Annotated in this window: 13 protein-coding genes; 2 read left to right on the top strand and 11 right to left on the bottom strand. The window is 51.1% G+C overall.

Going from position 1 to position 17,757, the window contains the following annotated elements; all coding sequences use genetic code 11:
• Positions 1-3 precede the first annotated feature (3 nt).
• Complete coding sequence (locus tag LG202_RS02310) at positions 4-2,169, top strand: TonB-dependent siderophore receptor (protein ID WP_230346809.1); 2,166 nt, start codon at positions 4-6, stop codon at positions 2,167-2,169.
• An 89-nt stretch (positions 2,170-2,258) separates the two neighbouring features.
• Here LG202_RS02310 and LG202_RS02305 read toward each other — a convergent pair whose 3' ends face one another.
• Complete coding sequence (locus tag LG202_RS02305) at positions 2,259-2,852, bottom strand: hypothetical protein (protein WP_230346808.1); 594 nt, start codon at positions 2,850-2,852, stop codon at positions 2,259-2,261.
• A gap of 331 nt (positions 2,853-3,183) precedes the next feature.
• On the opposite strand from LG202_RS02305, the gene LG202_RS02300 reads away from it, so the two are divergent.
• Complete coding sequence (locus LG202_RS02300; RefSeq protein ID WP_230346807.1) at positions 3,184-3,528, top strand: helix-turn-helix domain-containing protein; 345 nt, start codon at positions 3,184-3,186, stop codon at positions 3,526-3,528.
• Between the two features lie 68 nt (positions 3,529-3,596).
• Here LG202_RS02300 and LG202_RS02295 read toward each other — a convergent pair whose 3' ends face one another.
• From LG202_RS02295 to LG202_RS02250, 10 genes are all read right to left on the bottom strand, one after another.
• Positions 3,597-4,466: an SMP-30/gluconolactonase/LRE family protein gene (locus tag LG202_RS02295; RefSeq protein ID WP_230346806.1), complete on the bottom strand. Its 870-nt coding sequence runs from the start codon at positions 4,464-4,466 to the stop codon at positions 3,597-3,599.
• A gap of 101 nt (positions 4,467-4,567) precedes the next feature.
• Positions 4,568-5,779 (bottom strand): MFS transporter, encoded by a 1,212-nt coding sequence (locus LG202_RS02290; protein WP_230346805.1) that lies wholly within the window; start codon positions 5,777-5,779, stop codon positions 4,568-4,570.
• A gap of 126 nt (positions 5,780-5,905) precedes the next feature.
• Positions 5,906-6,475: a hypothetical protein gene (locus tag LG202_RS02285; protein ID WP_230346804.1), complete on the bottom strand. Its 570-nt coding sequence runs from the start codon at positions 6,473-6,475 to the stop codon at positions 5,906-5,908.
• 19 nt (positions 6,476-6,494) lie between these two features.
• Positions 6,495-7,652, bottom strand: coding sequence for a PQQ-dependent sugar dehydrogenase (locus LG202_RS02280; RefSeq protein ID WP_268867590.1), 1,158 nt, complete (start codon positions 7,650-7,652; stop codon positions 6,495-6,497).
• Positions 7,653-7,876: 224 nt separating this feature from the next.
• Positions 7,877-8,356, bottom strand: coding sequence for an ankyrin repeat domain-containing protein (locus LG202_RS02275; protein WP_230346802.1), 480 nt, complete (start codon positions 8,354-8,356; stop codon positions 7,877-7,879).
• 126 nt (positions 8,357-8,482) lie between these two features.
• Positions 8,483-12,376, bottom strand: a complete 3,894-nt coding sequence (purL, locus tag LG202_RS02270; RefSeq protein ID WP_230346801.1) for a phosphoribosylformylglycinamidine synthase — start codon at positions 12,374-12,376, stop codon at positions 8,483-8,485.
• Between the two features lie 78 nt (positions 12,377-12,454).
• Positions 12,455-12,607, bottom strand: a complete 153-nt coding sequence (locus LG202_RS02265) for a hypothetical protein (RefSeq protein ID WP_230346800.1) — start codon at positions 12,605-12,607, stop codon at positions 12,455-12,457.
• A 10-nt stretch (positions 12,608-12,617) separates the two neighbouring features.
• On the bottom strand, positions 12,618-16,157 hold the full coding sequence (locus LG202_RS02260; RefSeq protein ID WP_230346799.1) for a TonB-dependent receptor domain-containing protein: 3,540 nt from the start codon (positions 16,155-16,157) through the stop codon (positions 12,618-12,620).
• A 101-nt stretch (positions 16,158-16,258) separates the two neighbouring features.
• Positions 16,259-17,209 carry a FecR domain-containing protein gene (locus LG202_RS02255; RefSeq protein ID WP_230346798.1) on the bottom strand — a complete coding sequence of 317 codons (951 nt, stop codon included), beginning with the start codon at positions 17,207-17,209 and terminating at the stop codon, positions 16,259-16,261.
• Positions 17,210-17,237: 28 nt separating this feature from the next.
• Positions 17,238-17,753 carry a sigma-70 family RNA polymerase sigma factor gene (locus tag LG202_RS02250; protein WP_459724299.1) on the bottom strand — a complete coding sequence of 172 codons (516 nt, stop codon included), beginning with the start codon at positions 17,751-17,753 and terminating at the stop codon, positions 17,238-17,240.
• Between the last annotated feature and the right edge of the window lie 4 nt (positions 17,754-17,757).

Below are 17,757 nucleotides of genomic sequence, written 5' to 3'. Positions count from 1 at the left end.
TCAATGTTTAAACAAGCACTTTTGGTCGGGAGTTGCGCATGTGCGCAGCTCGTCATCGGGGTATCAACAGCCGAAGAGGCAACAGGGCAGGATCAACTCCCTGAAATCAGTGTCAAAACCCAGCGCGACGAGCAATCCACCACCACCCCCTTCAAGGGATACAAGGCCAGCACAGCGCAAACTGCCACAAAAACCAATGCCAAGCTGATCGAAACCCCGCAATCGATTACTGTGGTTGGTAGCGAACAAATCCGCGACCAAGGTGCACAATCCGTCACAGAGGCCCTGCGTTCGGTTGCAGGTGTCGATGCCGGACAATATGGCCGTCGTGGGCAGGATGACTTTACCATCCGCGGTTTCACCCAAAGCGAATTCGTGCTGCGCGATGGCATGCGTATGTTTCTGGATCAAGCCTGGGGACAAACCGAAGTGTTTGGCCTAGAACGTATTGAAGTTTTAAAAGGCCCTGCCTCCGTTCTTTATGGACAATCCGCGCCAGGAGGTCTCGTCAACCTTGTCAGCAAGCGCCCCACCGACAAACCGATTGCACAAATCGGTTTAGGTTATGGCAATTACCAGCAAAAACAATTAAGCGCCGACTTTTCTGACTCACTCAATGAATCTGGTAGCGTACGCTATCGATTGGTCGCCATTTCATCCGCCAGTGATGATCAAGTAGATTACGCGGATCGCCAACGTACCTATATTGCGCCCTCCCTCACCTGGGATATAAGCGATAAAACCAGCCTGACCCTGCTGAGTAGTTACCAAAAGAGTCAATATGTTTCCATACGCGGGTTGCCTGCTGCAGGCACGGTCAAGCATAACCCCAATGGAGATATTCCATTTAGCCGGTATATTGGTGTACCTGGCCTCAACACCATCACGACAGAGCAATCGTTGCTAGGTTATGAGCTCTCGCATGCATTCAATGACCAAATCAAATTCAAGCAAAATCTACGCTATAACACTTTTAATTTTGACGGCAGTTGGGTGAATGGTGGAAACAATAACTTGAGTGCTGGACAGACTACCTGGGCTCGCTCCATGTCTGTACGCGATATTGATGTTCAATCATTGTCTGTTGATAACCAACTGTCCTTGCAATTTCAGACAGCATCAATAAAACACGATGTGCTTCTGGGAATGGATATATTGCATATGAACAGCAAACGGGAGAAATTCGGCACCCGGTCACTCAACACACTGAATGTTTACAACCCAAATTACAGTAATACTACAATTGGTAATTTCATACCAACTGCCACTGGGCATCTAGGTACTGACGAACTGGAACAATATGGCTTCTATCTGCAAGACCATCTCAAGTTCGGTAATGGATGGAACGTCGTACTTGGCCTGCGCCGTGATGAAACCAGCCTGCTGCAGAAACGCCCCCTACTACCCACCCCCACTAACCACACACCTCGTCGCCTCAAAGCAGATCCAGGAGCCACGACTGGACGTGCAGGTGTACTGTATGAATTCTCCAGCGGGATTGCTCCCTACCTGAGCTATACCGAGTCTTTCATGCCGGAAGTGGGCAACACTAGCGATGGCGGCATGCTAAAACCCACCACGGGCAAGCAAAAAGAAGCGGGCGTCAAGTTTGAAACTGCAGACAAACGCTTCGGTACAAATGTTTCCGCCTATGAGATACTCCTGGAAAATGTCTCTTCCACCGACCCAAATAATACGGATTTCAGTATCCAGGTAGGTGAGCAACGTCATCGTGGATTCGAAATAGAAGCTAATGGACAGCTTACCCAACATCTCAGCTTGGTGGCCAGCTATACGCTGATTGATGCCGAAATCACTAAAGCTGGCCCCAGTGTTGCCAATACAGAAGGCAAACGCCCTATTCTGGTTCCGAAAAATATGGCTAATCTGTGGCTGAGTTATGACTTGAGTCCATGGTTACCTGGACTACGCATCGGCGCTGGTGCTCGCTACACGGGAGATAAGGCTGGAGATAGCAGCAATAGCTATACAGTCCCTAGCTATACGGTACTTGATGCCGCCCTGTATTATCAAACTGGCCCTTGGCGTTTTGCATTGAATGGCCGGAACCTGTCTGACAAAGAGTATATCGTGGGCTGCAACGGGAACGCCTGCTACCCTGGCGACCCACGCATGGTCATGTTCACCGCTAATTACAATTTCAAATAACGCCAACCCTCAAGCCACGCAAGTGGCTTGAGGGACAGAACAGCAACAATCAAAGCAAGCGCGGCAAGCTTTACGCTAGCAATCCGCGATCATGAAGAGGAGGATCGCATCGTGATAGTCTCAAGTAACTCCCTATCATTCGATAAAGTATTCATGATGATGTCCTCACAAAACTCCACCAAATAATTGGTCTCATCAAAGCTTGTATTAACGAGGGCCTTGGTCATTGTCCTGGCTTTTTTCAATAAGTCATCCCACTCGTGCTCAACATCCACTACGGACTGGCGTTCCAGTAACTGCAAATGTGGCTCCAAGCACGGGAAACCTCGCAAAATGACTTGATAATGCAGGCAAAATTCGCAAGAACGCCTTGCCTGTAATATATGTGGTGGTTGTATCCATTGTATGCATGGAGAAATTCGTAACATCAAGTCAGGCTTATTGCGCATCGCCTGACGCTCATCCATGGCCCCTGCCAGAAAAGCCTCTTCGTGAATTTTCCTCAAGGCCTTGCGGCATGCTAGGTCTTTATTAAGCAAGGCTATTTGGTGTTCGTCGCATAAATCTGCCATCTGCACCAAGTGAAGGTTGATCTGGCGCTCGAAATCTTGTCGTTGCCTAAAAATCTCATCCTTTAACGCCTCAATTTGCCTCAAGGTTTTGACATACTTATGCACTAGCATGCATAACCGCCATTCTCACTGCCACGTTGAGCCTTGTGCCGATACATATCCTTCTCCCCTGCCTTGCTCAGCGGTACACCATCTCTTTATTTTTCATTTTTAATCAAGCACATCAAATAAATTTGTCTATTTACAAACCACTCGGATCAAGCAATACAAACGAGCTAAATATCATTAAATTATTATTTGATATCATCAAGTTAAAATAATCATGCATATAAAATAGATATTTTATGTCTATATATTAATAGACATATTAGTTCCTTATAAACAACGAGGTCAATAGCGATCCTATATGTCTATTTGATAATAGACATATAGGATCAAGTCCATGAAGGATGTATTACGAAAGAAATTGGGCCTATCCATTGCAGCACGCAGGAAAAACCTAGGCCTGACACAAGAGTTTGTCGCTCAGCGACTAGGTGTGGAAATCGAAACAATATCGAGAATCGAACGTGGAGTGACAGCACCTTCACTCAAGACGCTCAACAAGATTGCCTATGAGTTATCCAGCCCGATTGAAGCCTTTTTTGGGCCATCCAACCCAACATCGCTTGATCCTGAGATAGAGGGATTGATTGCGATGTTGCAGAACTTGGAAGAAAAAGACAGGAAATATGTGATTGAAGCAACAAAATCGTTAAGCAAGCATCTGCTCAAAAAGTCCAGCTAATGCAGTAAATCTGCCGTGTTATCCGCAGCAGATTTACAACTTATCAGTAAGCCTGGCTTAACAGAAAGCTACTCATGCAACTCCAGCCAGGTTACGGTACCTGCTTTCATGTCCGGGATAAGCAATACCTTGCCATCCGCAGTCACGCCAATATCAGCCGCACTTTGAAAACCCTGCTTTTCAAGCTTAACCTCATCATCAATGCTAAGGCTGAACACTTTGCCATTGATGTAATCGCTGATGTAAAGCTTCTTGTCAGCCCCTAGTGCCAAGCCATCGCCACCGCCGAAGCCTTTGGCCAGCTCGATCAAGTGCCGATTGAGCAGGTCAAGTTTGTACAGCACGCCACTGGCAAAATCAACGTAGATCAGCACTTCGCCGGTATCATCCATCCACAAGCCGTTAGGCGCCTTGATACGTGCATCCTGCTGATGGTTAATGATGGTTTCCACCTTGCCTGTGGCCAGGATAACGCGGTAAATCGCACCGCTGGTTCCGCCCTGGTTGGCGATGTCGCCACTGTCACTCACATAGAGATATTTTCCATCAAAATCCGGCTCTAGGTCGTTCAGGAAGGCTGGAGCAACAGGAAAAGCAGATTGATCAACCAAGACCGTCCATTGACCATCAACTCCTACCCTGAGAATACGATTCTTGTCGGTAACATAAAGATCCTGCCCTACAAACGCCAAGCCTTTAGGATCATTCATCCCCTTGGCAAATACGCGACGCTTGCCATCCGGCTCAATCACGGCAATCTGGCCGTCACCATCTTTCTCGAACTCGCCGATCTCGGAGACATATACTCTACCAGCTTTGTCTGCCACGACCGATTCCGGGTTCTTGAACCCCTGAAGTACTTTCAGTTCATGCCCTGAAGCAACCCCAGATAGCATCAAGCTGCCACCAAATAAGGCGGCTATTACCGTTTTAACCATACACTCCTCCACATCCATCAGATGATTATCTTGGCATGTGAGATCACGCCATGTCATGGATTATGCGGTTGAATGCGAGCGAACTCAACCGCATGAACTAGCTACGATGGTGCATGGTGAGGCTTTAGCCACGGTGTAATCAACAGCATGATGATCGCCATCAGGACCAATAACCAGCTTGCCAGATGAAAATCCTGTGTCATGTCGTGTAGGAAGCCTACCGATAATGGCCCGACCGCCGCGATCAAGTAACCGATCGTCAGCACAAAAGCATTCCAGGCATTTGCCTCATCCACGCTGTGAGTGTTATCCAGCGGCAAAGTCATGCCCAGGGTAAAGGCTCCGCCCAGACCAAAAGCACATATGGCAATACTGATGAAAGGAGACCACATAGGCATGATCGCCATCAATAACAAGCCCATCACTGCCAGAATTGCGCAAGCGGCAAGCAGGCCGCGCCTGTCTACCGATCTGCTGATAGCGCCGAGAATAGGATTGGACACCATAAAGACCGTCGTAAACGTTGCCAGGATAAAACCAGCTACAGCAGGCGTAGCGCCATATTCAATGTACATGGGTGCCGTCCAGGAAAGGACGGCATAAAACAGGAAATTATCCGCGGCAAAAAATAACGCTACCAGCCAAGCGGTGCGATTTCCCCAAGGTAAACCGCTCGGCTGCCCAGCGGTCAATACACGGCCTTTCTCCAACCTGGCTATACCTAGCCAGCAAAGGAGGCCAATAACGGCACATACACTCCACATGCCAGCTCCCATGCGCCAGCCAGTGTCAGCATGCATGGCAACAGGGCCAGAAATCGCCGCAGATACCGTGCTGCCAAAAGAAAGCGCGGTAGCGTAAATACCCATGACCATGGCCGCCTTATGCGGGAAATTCCCCTTTATATAGCCCGCAATCAAGGCGCCTGCTATCGCGATCCCCGCGCCCACACCAGCCGTGGTTAACAGCAACATCTCGACGTTGTAGGCAAAAGCACGCGCAGCAATCGCCACACAAAGTAGCAGCAATGCCGCAAGCAGCACCGGATTGCGGCCATAACGCCTTGCCAGCCATGGCGTAGGCAAAGCCAACAATCCCATTAATACATCAGGAATCGCCGTTAATAAGGATGCCACAGTGTGCGATAGCTGAAACTCATCAATGATGTCGGGCAGCAGTGGGCCCATGGAGACGATCCCAGGGCGTAAGGCAACCGCCACCAGAATAATCGCCACTATCACAAAAGTCACGGGAACGCGGGAAGCAACTGGCCTCGTCGAGGCTAGAGAGGAAGCAGCAGAGGATATGGACATAACCAGACGACGCTCATACCAGAAAGGATGAGATCAATATAGTCTGGTGGCGATTCACTCACCATACGTCATCTTGCGTAAAGCAATACAAGCTTCGCGCAAGATGACGTTGGAAGTCATGAAAAATCAGGGCTTTTTCAGGCCCGGCAGCAAGGCAATCATCGCGCAGGGGGTATAAGACTGATTGCTGGCAATGCCATCGCTAATGAGCTTCTTGATGACAGGGTCGGCATTGATTTTATCTGCCACCTGCTGGATGGCGAGGTCATACGTAGCTTGCACCGCTTTGCCAGGCAAAATGTCCAGATCACCGCTATAGCGCGACTCCCCGGTGTAGCTGGCAATTGCCTTGCCACTGCCAGTGTAGACGGTAGCGTTGATAGTGCCGTAGAAGTTACGCATATGCGGGTTATAGAACATCTTGGGCTTGACCCAGAGCAACACATTGCCTGTCACGCCAGCGTCACACATGACTGTTTCACCAAGCTTGGCACTGAGCGTTTTCGTCAGCACTGGCTCAATGAGCGGCCCCTGTGCAAACCAATAGTCCTTCATGAAATGCCAGAGCTTGATCTCATTGGTATATTCATACGGGCTGATGTATACCACGACTTTGCTGCTAGGTTGCGGCGCCTCGGCATGGGCAATACCAGATGCCAACAACAAGGTTGCCAAGCCCAGAACACTTTTTCTCATTACATTGCTCCTCACACGTTTATTGCTTGTTATAGCTGATACGATACACCAAACCCGCTCTGTCATCCGAGACATATAGCGCTCCATCTGGCCCTACGATCACATCGACGGGGCGACCCCAGGCACTGTTCTTTGTTTGCCAACCAGTCACAAAATCTTCCACTGCCACCGGTTTATTCTCCTTAAAGCGGATACGCACCAGTTTGTAGCCATAAGGCTCCACCCTATTCCAGGAGCCATGCAGGGCAACAATCGCATCCTGCTTGTATTCAGTGGGGAATTTGGCCTGGTCAAGAAAAGTAATGCCTATCGGTGTGGAATGCGCACGCAAGGTAATGGCCGGCGGCTGCATGTTATCGCAGAAACCAGGCTTGCCAGGGAAGTTGGGGTCTGTGAAACGGTTGCCCCAGCAATGCGGCCAGCCATAATGCTTGCCCGGCTCAATCTTGTTGATATGCTCGGGTGGCAGCTCATCGTTCATGGCCCCGCCCTTGGTTTCAGAGCGCATATCCGCACCGTTGTTGGTAGCATAGAAATCACCAGTGCCGGGCTGCCAGGCAAACCCCTGCGAATTACGTAAGCCACTGGCCCACACTGCACTCCTGGCGCCGCTCACGCTACCATCCGGCGCACCAGCAGGCTTGCCATCCAACGTATAGCGCAATATGGTAGCCCGCTGTGGATCTTGCTCCACGCAGACATTGCAGCTGGAACCAACATTCATATAGAGGTGATTGTCCGGCCCCAGCTTGATCGTCTTGAGCGTGTGACCACCGCTGGGTAGATGGCTAATAAAGGGTATCAGCTTGGCAGCAGCTTGCTTACTATCTTGCGCCCGCTCCACCCGCATCACCCCATCCTGATTCGCCACCAACATAGTATTGCCAACAAACACCAGGCTATTCGGTGCATTCAAGCCTTCCACCACTGGCACTACATCATCGGCCACACCGTCACGGTTGCGGTCTGGCAGCATATACACGGTGTTATCCACACTGCTGGCCAAATAAAGATGGCCATCCGGCCCGAACGCCATAAAACGTGGCCCACGAAAATAATCACCCTTGGCCGGGTTGAGCTTGGCAAAAGTCGTGATCTTGAACCCTGGCGGTAAAGTCAGGCTAGCGGCAATGTCGTCAGGTGTTTTACTCACCGCAGCCACAGTGGTACATGCCATCAAAGCCGCAGTGGCCGCTAGTACTGGTAATCCGTTGATGAACGATTTTTTCACTCTATCCCCCATATCTGCACAACTGTGATCAACAAGGATTACGAACTTGTGGCCAAGCTTAGGTTCCCGCCCCACCATGAAAAATGCCGGAACATGTCCGGCATTTGATTGATCACATCCACAACAAGGCCATGCCTGACATGGCTTTGCTATGGTGGCATGACGCTATATCAGTGGCACTTCTCTTCCTGGCAGCCATCATTCTTGGCACCAGCAGCCTCGAGAAACTCAACCATATCAGTACGGCCCTCATCCTTCAGGGCGCGGATGATGGAAACATTGCCACGCAACTTAGCGTTGACATCGGCACCATGATCGATCAAGTACTTCACCACATCCTTGTTACCTTGATAGGCCGCCAAGTGCAGAGCTGTCATCTTGGTGATCGGGTGCTTGTAGTTCACATCAGCACCATTTTCGACAAAGAACTTGACCGTTTTTAATTGGCCCTTGTTGGCGGCGATTTCCAGGCCGGTCCAGGCGAAGAATAACTCATTGACCGTGTAAGGATTATTAAAATATTTCTTCACCACCTTCATGTCACCCTTGCCAATGGCATCGGTATATTCCACCTGTGGATCCTCGGCGTGAGAAACCACTGCCCAACCCAACACCAATGTTGCCAGGATGACTTTCAACATCTTTTTCATGCTACTTCTCCATAGTAATCATCATTAATTTCAAGTGTGCTTATTATTGTGAGAGCTGTCAGGAATACAGCTATAACGCTGCATCCTGTTCAACCCAACGCACATCTTGCGTTCGCTGTTGACCGCTTAGCCGATAAACTTCCTAGCATTGCGGAACATACGAATCCACGGCCCATCCTCACCCCAAGCATCAGGGTGCCATGAATGCTGCACAGCGCGGAATACACGCTCCGGATGAGGCATCATAATACTGAAACGTCCATCAGCGGTAGTCAGACCGGTAATCCCTTGTGGCGAACCATTCGGGTTGAACGGATAAATCTCGGTAGGAACACCACTATTATCAACATAGCGCAGCGTCACCAGACCTGCGGCTTGAGCACGCTGCTGGGTCGCCACATCGGCAAACTCGGCATAGCCTTCACCATGCGCCACGGCAATCGGCATGCGGCTTCCTGCCATGCCATTGAAGAACAGGGAGGGCGACTCCAGCACCTCCACCATCGCCACGCGTGCTTCAAACTGTTCGGAACGATTGCGCACAAAGTGCGGCCAGTTTTCAGCACCAGGGATAATACTGTGCAGGTTGCTCATCATCTGGCAACCATTACAGATACCCAAGGCAAAGGAATCCTGACGCTGGAAGAATGCAGAGAACTCCTCACGCGCACGCGGGTTGAACAGGATAGACTTGGCCCAACCTTCGCCCGCACCCAGTACATCGCCATACGAGAAGCCACCACAAGCCACGAAACCAGCAAAATCCTTGAGGCTGACACGGCCGCTGATGATGTCGCTCATATGCACGTCGTGCGCCTGGAAACCAGCGCGGTCGAATGCCGCCGCCATCTCCACCTGCCCATTGACGCCCTGCTCGCGCAGGATCGCCATCTTGGGCTTGGCACCACTGGCAATATAGGGGGCTGCGATGTTGTCAGCTGGGTCAAAACTCAGCTTGGCATGCAGGCCTGCATCCTTTTCATCAAGGATCCGGTCATATTCCTGCTGTGCACATTGCGGGTTATCCCGCAGCTTCTGCATTTGGTAAGTCGTTTCAGACCAGGCACGATGCAGGGCAACACGACTTTCGGTAAATACCACACGGCCATCCTGGTGGATGCGGATATTGCCATGTGTCGCGGGTGTGCCGATCACGTGCACCAGGCCAGGCAACTGCGGCTTGAGCTCGGCCACAATCGCATCGGCTTCAGCAGCACGCACTTGTAACACCGCGCCCAGCTCCTCGTTGTAAAGTGCAGCCACGGCATCTTCGCCCAGGCTGGTGATATCAATATCCAGGCCGCAACGCCCGGCAAACGCCATTTCCACCACGGTAGAGAACAAGCCACCGTCGGAACGGTCATGATAGGCCAGCAGTTTGCCTTCACGATTGAGCTTTTGCACAGCATCAAAGAAAGCCTTGAGGCTAGCAGCGTCATCCACATCTGGTGCGACATTACCAACCGCGCCATACACTTGTGCTAGCGCGGAGCCACCCATGCGGTTCTTGCCTGCGCCCAGGTCGATCAGCAATAACTTGGTATCACCCAGATCAGTGCGCAACTGTGGTGTCAGGGTTTTGCGTGCATCTGGCGTCGGTGCAAAGGCAGTCACCACCAGGGAAATCGGCGAAGTCACGGCTTTTTTCTCGCCGCCCTCTTCCCAGACAGTCTTCATGGACATTGAATCCTTGCCCACCGGGATGCTAATACCCAGCGCAGGACACAACTCCATCCCCACTGCCTTGACGGTATCAAACAATGCCGCATCCTCACCCGGATGCCCGGCTGGGGCCATCCAGTTGGCAGAAAGCTTCAGCTCGGCGATGTCATCAATGAGGCTGGCAGCGATATTGGTGATGGATTCACCAATCGCCATGCGGCCAGATGCTGGGCCATCAATCAGTGCCAACGGCGCTTTCTCGCCAATCGCAAACGCTTCGCCACGATAAGTTTCAAAACCTGCCAGTGTCACGGCAACATCGGCCACCGGCACTTGCCATGGGCCTACCATCTGGTCACGTGCGATCAGGCCAGTCACGCTGCGGTCACCAATGGTAATGAGGAAAGTCTTGTCTGCGACACCAGGCAAGCGCAACACGCGCTCTGCTGCCTGCTTGAGATCAATCGCCGCATGGTCAAACACGGGTAATTCACGTGTCACATGCTTCACATCACGCGTCATCTTGGGCGGCTTGCCCAACAGCACGGAAAGATCCATATCCACCGGATTGTTATCAAAGTGGCTATCGGCAACGGTCAGATGCCTTTCTTCAGTCGCTTCACCCACCACGGCAAACGGGCAGCGCTCGCGCTCACAGATTTCAGCAAACAAAGGTAAGTCTTCCTTGCGCACTGCCATCACGTAGCGTTCTTGTGCCTCGTTACTCCAGATTTCGCGCGGGGCCATGCCTGGCTCCTCGTTATGCACATCGCGCAACTGGAACTTGGCGCCTACGCCAGCATCATTGACCAGCTCGGGGAAAGCGTTGGAAATGCCACCAGCCCCTACATCGTGAATACTTAGAATCGGGTTCTTGTCACCCAATTGCCAGCAACGGTCAATCACCTCTTGCGCACGGCGCTCCAACTCGGGGTTGCCACGCTGCACAGAATCAAAATCCAGGTTTTCGGTATTCGCACCCGTATCCATACTGGAAGCCGCACCGCCACCCAAACCAATCAGCATGGCTGGGCCACCCAGCTGGATCAAGGCTGCACCAGGCGGAATAGGGTGCTTTTTGGAATGCTTGGCGGAAATATTGCCCACGCCGCCAGCCAGCATGATGGGCTTATGATAACCACGGATTTCATCCGCAGCTTCAATTTCCAGCGTACGGAAATACCCCGCAATATTCGGGCGGCCAAATTCATTGTTGTAAGCAGCACCACCCAACGGGCCATCGACCATGATCTGCAATGGCGAAGCAATGCGCGCAGGCTTGCCATGATCTTGCTCCCAAGGCTGCTTGAACCCAGGAATATTGAGGTTAGAGACAGAAAAACCAGTCAGGCCAGCCTTGGGCTTGGAACCAGAGCCTGTCGCGCCTTCATCGCGGATTTCACCACCAGCCCCTGTCGCTGCACCAGCAAAAGGAGAAATCGCCGTTGGATGGTTATGCGTTTCCACCTTCATGAGGAAGTGCATATCTTCCTCCACAAAACCATATTGACCATCGGCCTGCGGGTAAAAACGCTTGGTCTTGCTACCTTCAACGATAGACGCATTATCAGCATAAGCCACTACCGTTTTTCCGGGGTTGAGCTTGTGCGTGTTGCGGATCATGCCAAACAGGGATTGCGCCTGGGCGACGCCATCAATCACCCAATCCGCATTGAAAATCTTGTGCCTACAGTGCTCAGAGTTGGCCTGGGCAAACATCATCAGCTCAACATCGGTCGGGTTGCGGCCCATGCGCTGGAAATTCTCCACCAGGTAATCTACTTCATCAGGCGAGAGCGCCAGACCCATATCGGCATTAGCAGCATCCAGGGCCGCCTTGCCACCAGCCAGGATATCCACTGTAGACAAAGGTGCAGGCTCAGCGGTGTGATAAAGCTTTTGTGCATCTTGCAAATCAGCAAACACCGCTTCTGTCATGCGGTCATGAATCAAGGGGCGCAGCGCCAACCTCTCAGCGTCCGTCAGCGGGCTGCCATCAGCAGTCGCCGCATAAAAGGCAATGCCACGCTCAAGGCGCTGAATAGCCTCAATACCACAGTGCCGCGCAATATCTGTTGCCCGCGAAGACCACGGCGAAATCGTGCCAGGACGCGGCACCACCAGGAATAACTCACCAGCCGGAGACTTCTCGCTCAAGCGCGGCCCATATGTAAGAATCTGCTTCAGAACACCCTGCTGCGCATCACTCAATGGCTGCGCAGACCAAGCAAAATGCCAGAACTCCGCATACAAATGCGTAATACGCGGCGCGGCGCCCTTGAGCGCAACCAGGATTTTCTCAATACGGAAAGGGGATAAAGCGGCACTGCCACGAAGACTGATCATTGGGCTGGACATGAAGAAATTCAAAGTGTTGGCAAAACCTGAATTTTACCAGATTCTGCCCAGCGATACCGCTTTGAGGATTAAGGAAAATCAGCCTCCCACTACGACCAGCCACAACATGCTCAACTCCCATAGCAGAAGGAGGAAGAACATGCCGGGCAGGATGAGTAGCCAATACTCATGGGTAAACAGGCCTAAACAGCACCGCTTAACTTCAACGAAACACTTGGTGAGTAATCGCATGAATTCACGTCTATTTTCTAGGGTCAAACGAATAACTCAAACTAATCCATGCCGCTCTTGGCGCACCCGGCGCCAGAAAATTCGTCATCAGCCAGTCATTGGAATTATGGTTGTATCCATCTGGCCCGATAGCACCATAGACAGCAGGAGAGAATGGATTGCGACCCAGGCGGCCTGCACTGAAATACTCCTTGTCCAGTAAGTTGTTGACCCGCAGACCTAGAGTCCACTCGGAATTAAGTTGATAGCTGGTTTGGAGGTTGAGCACTAGATAGCCGGGGGTAGTACCTGGATTATTTGCAGCCTGTCTAACTACTTGAATAATGGCGCCGCTATCATCTACTACAGAGTCATAAAGCACTTCACCGGCCCGGTGTTTGTTGTTTTCATTGCCGCGCACAAAAGCAAAGGAGTGCGCTACAGCGGTGAGGCCAACCTGCCATTTTGGTGTGACCATGTAACTCAGCGTAGCGTTGAGATTATGTAAAGGCACACCAGGCATGCGGTTACCGGGTTTGACTTGGATACGTCGGCTGTATTCTTGATTGCCAAAATACTCTTCTACTGAGCTGGTATTGTCATTGGCGGGCATCCAGAATTTATCCTGGAAAGTGGCTTCTGTCAGAGCGTAATTTAGTCGTAAGCGCCATTTCTCGAAGGCTGCTGTAATTCCAGCCTCTAGCCCCTGGCGGCGAGTGTCGCCAATGGTGTCGAAGAAATTGCGATTGCCAGGATAACCGATCATGTAGATATCATCCCTGAGATCGGTACGATAAACTCCTAGATTCCATTCCAAATGATCATTAAATCTGCCTCGCATACCAAAATCCCAAGTCGTGGCTTTGATCTGAGGTAGGTAAGGATCCCCTGAAAGAGTTGTAGGCAGAGAGCAAGCTCGGTTTTCTGCTAGACTTCTTGGGATGGTGTAATCAATTTGACCGCTTGAGTTGTAATGTGGGATTGGAGTTCTATCAAACGCACAACCAAGCTCTACTACGGAAGGTACACGCGTGCCTTGGCTGACACTGCCATAGATATTCAAGTCAGGTGTGGCTTGCCAGGTTGCCCCAAGAGAGGGATTTAGAGAGTAATAACTAAATTTCTCTTTTTCAGCAGCGTTCAGTAGCTTGGAAACGTCAGGGATGGTGTAGCCCGTCGTGGGACAAACACCATTCACGCACACGTCATAATAATTCGGGAAGTTTTCCAGTTGAGCTAAATTGGCAACGAAGGAACCATGCGTGCGTGAAGCAATCTTGTTCTTGCCTTTGGTATCGTTGTAGCGAAGTGCTCCCGTGATATTTAAAGTTTCAATCGGACTCCAGGTTTCACTTGCATAAATACTTTTGGTGACTTGACGGCCCTTGAAATTGCTGTTGCTGATTTCCTGATCGGCGGCGGCATATTGGTCACGGATTTCATCTGGGGCTAGATAACCTTCACGTTCTGCATCGAACATTCCAAACCTTTGCCCGCTTTTGTATTTCGCCCATGGCATATCCACCGAGGCACCCACCATGAATTTATGTTTTTCATAATTCCAGTTGAGCTGGAGCGAAGCACCATCGGTGACTTGGTCGATTTGGGTATCGGTGATGACAGCAGTGGGAGTGCCCTCTACCACACCAGTACCAGTGCCATTGTTATAGGCAGCACCATCTACGGTAAGCCAACCACCATTGGGTCCCGGAACTTTTAGGCCATCATTATTGATATCTCCTTGGCATGTACTGCCATTGACCACAGAGTTAGGGTCAATAATCATGACATATTTCGTATTGGGATTGCCGTTCTGGCCTTCCTCCCACCAATAAAATTGTGTGCCTGCAGTGAGCGCTCTTGAGAAATTAAAGCCATTCCTGGCGATCCCGACCAGATTCTGCGCAACGCGATAGTTATATTCAGCTTGATTATTTGTCCAAGGCTGGGGCGGAGGGGGGGCAATATTTGCTGATGGATCGCCCTGCGCAGTTAAAATCGCTGTTTGCTGGAAGTTTTTGGTGGATTCTAATTGTAGTTTAGCAAATGCTGCGAAATCTTCTGGAAGATCTGCATTAAAAGATCCCGCTGGTAATTGTGCTAATGCATAATCAATCCCATTTTGTCGGACATTGTTTACAAAGGGGGTGGTTAGGGTCCAGGTACCGTTAGGCGCTGCAACAATGTAATAATTTGGCAATCCGTATTTATTAGTACTATTAAATAGGCAGGTATATACCTCCCCATCTGCGAGGTTTCTTTTTACATATTGATTTTCAAACTCCGTATAAACATCTGCACCACGCTGTTTACGTTTGCTGTTTCTCCTGTACACCTGTCCCGTGATAGAAAGGTTGTCATTGACAAAATAGCTGCCTGAAAGTTGGAATTGCAGCAGGCGGTTGTCTGTGGTGTCAGGGGAAGTAAAAACGCCGTTACGGTCTTGCTTGTACATTTCGTTTGGCATCATGCCGTTACCGGTCAAGTCATTCCATGCAACTAATGTACTCAGGTTGAGGTCGAGCTTGTCGCCACGATAGCTGCCTTTGGCAAATACTTGATTGACCCTGCTAGGAGAGTTATCGCGCCAGCCATCCTCAAGGAAGATGTTGGCGGCGGCAAAGCCTGCGATAGTGCCGTTGTTCCAGCCGCCTTCGGCTTGCAGTTGCCGTCTACCGAAAGAGCCAGTGAGGATTTCAGCATCGATTTTGGTATTGTTGAAGCCATCCTTGGTTTTCATGGAGAGGGCACCCCCTAGAGTACCTAAACCAAAGATAGGATTGGAACCGGGGAACACATCAAAGCTGGCGAGTGCATTCATCGGGATCATGTCCCAATTCACGACATCACCAAACGGTTCATTGATGCGAATACCATCAATGAAGGCGGATAGGCCTTGCGGCGTTCCGATCTGTGGACCGGCTGTAAAGCCACGGTACTGGACATCCATCTGGAATGGGTTGCCCTGATAGTCATTGACATTGACTGACTGCAATCTGGAATTCATCAAGTCAGTCAAGCTCAAAGAGTGAGCTTCTTTAATGTCTTTGGCAGTCAGGCTTTGGACGTTGCCAGGGATTTGCTCTTTAGTCAGACCGGTGCCGCCTAAAGGGCCAATCTCATAGAAGCGCTTGGCGCGGACTTCAACTGCGTCTACATGTTGAAAATCTATCGCCGATTTCTCGCCTGGGAGCTTGTCTTCGACTTTGGGGATTGCATTTTGTAGTTGATAGCGCCCATCTTTGTCTTGCACAGCTTCTAGGCCAGTGCCTTTGAGGATGGCATCAAAGCCTTCCTTTATGGTGTAAGGGCCGCGGAGTACAGGACTGCGTTTACCCTGCGTGAGCCTGGGATCGAAGCCAAGCAATACGCCTGATTGAGCGGCATATCCAGGCAGGGTATCGCTGAGGTCGCCAGCGGGAATGTCATAGATTTTCTGCGGAATGTGCTTGTTGAGTTCTGCTGCATTGGCAAGCGAACTGCCCCATAACATGAGGCTGATCGTCAATGCCATGGCGCTTTTTTGCCTGACTTGCTGGTTGTATCTCTTATGATAGCTTCCGTAGTTCATCTTCTCTCCCGTATATGCAGCAAATTGTGTTGTTTTGCTGCTATGCCGAACGAGAATGAAAATCCGGAAAGCAATTATGAAAAAAATTTAGTGATTGCGCATCAAGCTGGCACGAGTGTGACCCAAAACCGGGTGAAGCGCTCTACCCTTACAGGTAACGTACGCTCTAGAGTCTGCAAAACAGACTCCATGTCCTGGGTGGGGAAAGAGCCTGATATTTGCAGGCTGGCAACCGCGGGATCACAGCGCAGGACACCAGCCTTGTAGCGTGCGATTTCCTGGGTAAAGTCATCAAGGCGCATGGCGTAGACCACGACTATGCCATTGATCCAGGCCATATCTGTTGCACGTGCCGCCAGCTTACCTGCGAACTTTTGGTCGGTAAATGTGATGGATTCACCTGCATTCAACCGCATGGCTTCTCCCCCGAAGTAGCGAGGCTTAATGGCTACCGCCCCCTCAAACACGGAGGCTTTGGTCTGATGCGATAAATCGCGCACACTGAAACGAGTGCCCAGTGCAGTAGCGCGGCCATGGCGGGTCTCTACCCTAAAAGGGCGATAAGTCGTGGTTGCCTCATGCGCTGTTTCAATATAAACCTCACCCTGGATCAATTCGATTACACGCTCGGTAGCCGAATAGCGCACATTGACGGCACTGTTGGTATTCAAGTGCAGGCTGGTACCATCTTCCAGTGCAATCTGTGTATGCTCGCCTACCTTGGTGCTGGCGTCTGCCAGCATACCCCGCCAGGGTTGCTCGCGATAAGCATATAACCCGGTAGCGCTAGCCGTCAGGAACAAGGCAAGGTGCTTGATGATACGTCGACGATCAGCCACTGGCGGCAGTTGCAGCGTTGCCATGCCGACCTCGGAAGGCACTTGGCCAAAATGCTGGGTGACACGCTCCAATTGTTGCCAAGCGCTTTGGTGTGCTGGATCAGCATCCAGCCAGGTGCGCCAGGCTTGCTGCGTTTCTGTAGAACGCTCGCCTGATGCCAGCCTGGCATACCACTCACTAGCAGCACGCATCGCCGGGGTTGGCTTGATCATGCGATCATCCATGGCAATTGTTCCGGCCCTACTCTTCAAGCAAGACCATGCATTGCAACATGGCCCTGGCCACATAGTTGCCCACGGTACGTGTGCTTACGCCAAGCTGGTTGGCAATGTCGCTATAGCTGAGACCCTCAAGTTGCAAAAGCAAAAAGGCTGTACGCACTTTTGTTGGCAAGCCATCCAGCATGATGTCGAGCTTGATCAAGATATCCAACACCATCGCACGCGCTTCAGGAGAGGCCACCTCTACAGGTGCAAACTGCGCCAGGGCCTCTAGGTAGGCACGCTCCAGATCACGCCGTCGCAATTGATCGACCATCAGACCATGCGCCACGCGGCTCAAATAAGCCCGGGGCTCTTGCAAGACTGGTAGATCAGCTTTAAGGAGGAGACTCAGGAAGGTATCTTGCGCTAGATCAGCAGCGCCCTGTCGGCAACCAAGCTTTTTGTTAATCCACGCCCGCAACCAAGCATGATGCTCTTGGTAGAGCAGCTGGATCACGCCTTGCTTGCAGAGATGATCTTGGGACATGGGCATGCGG

Source organism: Methylobacillus methanolivorans, from assembly GCF_054588515.1.
Note: the sequence above shows the minus strand (reverse complement) of the source record. Positions and strands in the feature narration are given on the sequence as shown.

Excerpts from the sequence above, each read along its gene's own strand:
- LG202_RS02280 (WP_268867590.1), bottom strand. The coding sequence starts at position 7,652 with ATGGCATGTACCACTGTGGCTGCGGTGAGTAAAACACCTGACGACATT.
- LG202_RS02285 (WP_230346804.1), bottom strand. The coding sequence starts at position 6,475 with ATGAGAAAAAGTGTTCTGGGCTTGGCAACCTTGTTGTTGGCATCTGGT.
- LG202_RS02275 (WP_230346802.1), bottom strand. The coding sequence starts at position 8,356 with ATGAAAAAGATGTTGAAAGTCATCCTGGCAACATTGGTGTTGGGTTGG.
- LG202_RS02250 (WP_459724299.1), bottom strand. The coding sequence starts at position 17,753 with ATGCCCATGTCCCAAGATCATCTCTGCAAGCAAGGCGTGATCCAGCTG.
- LG202_RS02310 (WP_230346809.1), top strand. The coding sequence starts at position 4 with ATGTTTAAACAAGCACTTTTGGTCGGGAGTTGCGCATGTGCGCAGCTC.
- LG202_RS02295 (WP_230346806.1), bottom strand. The coding sequence starts at position 4,466 with ATGGTTAAAACGGTAATAGCCGCCTTATTTGGTGGCAGCTTGATGCTA.
- purL (WP_230346801.1), bottom strand. The coding sequence starts at position 12,376 with ATGTCCAGCCCAATGATCAGTCTTCGTGGCAGTGCCGCTTTATCCCCT.
- LG202_RS02290 (WP_230346805.1), bottom strand. The coding sequence starts at position 5,779 with ATGTCCATATCCTCTGCTGCTTCCTCTCTAGCCTCGACGAGGCCAGTT.
- LG202_RS02255 (WP_230346798.1), bottom strand. The coding sequence starts at position 17,209 with ATGATCAAGCCAACCCCGGCGATGCGTGCTGCTAGTGAGTGGTATGCC.
- LG202_RS02260 (WP_230346799.1), bottom strand. The coding sequence starts at position 16,157 with ATGAACTACGGAAGCTATCATAAGAGATACAACCAGCAAGTCAGGCAA.
- LG202_RS02300 (WP_230346807.1), top strand. The coding sequence starts at position 3,184 with ATGAAGGATGTATTACGAAAGAAATTGGGCCTATCCATTGCAGCACGC.
- LG202_RS02305 (WP_230346808.1), bottom strand. The coding sequence starts at position 2,852 with ATGCTAGTGCATAAGTATGTCAAAACCTTGAGGCAAATTGAGGCGTTA.
- LG202_RS02265 (WP_230346800.1), bottom strand. The coding sequence starts at position 12,607 with ATGCGATTACTCACCAAGTGTTTCGTTGAAGTTAAGCGGTGCTGTTTA.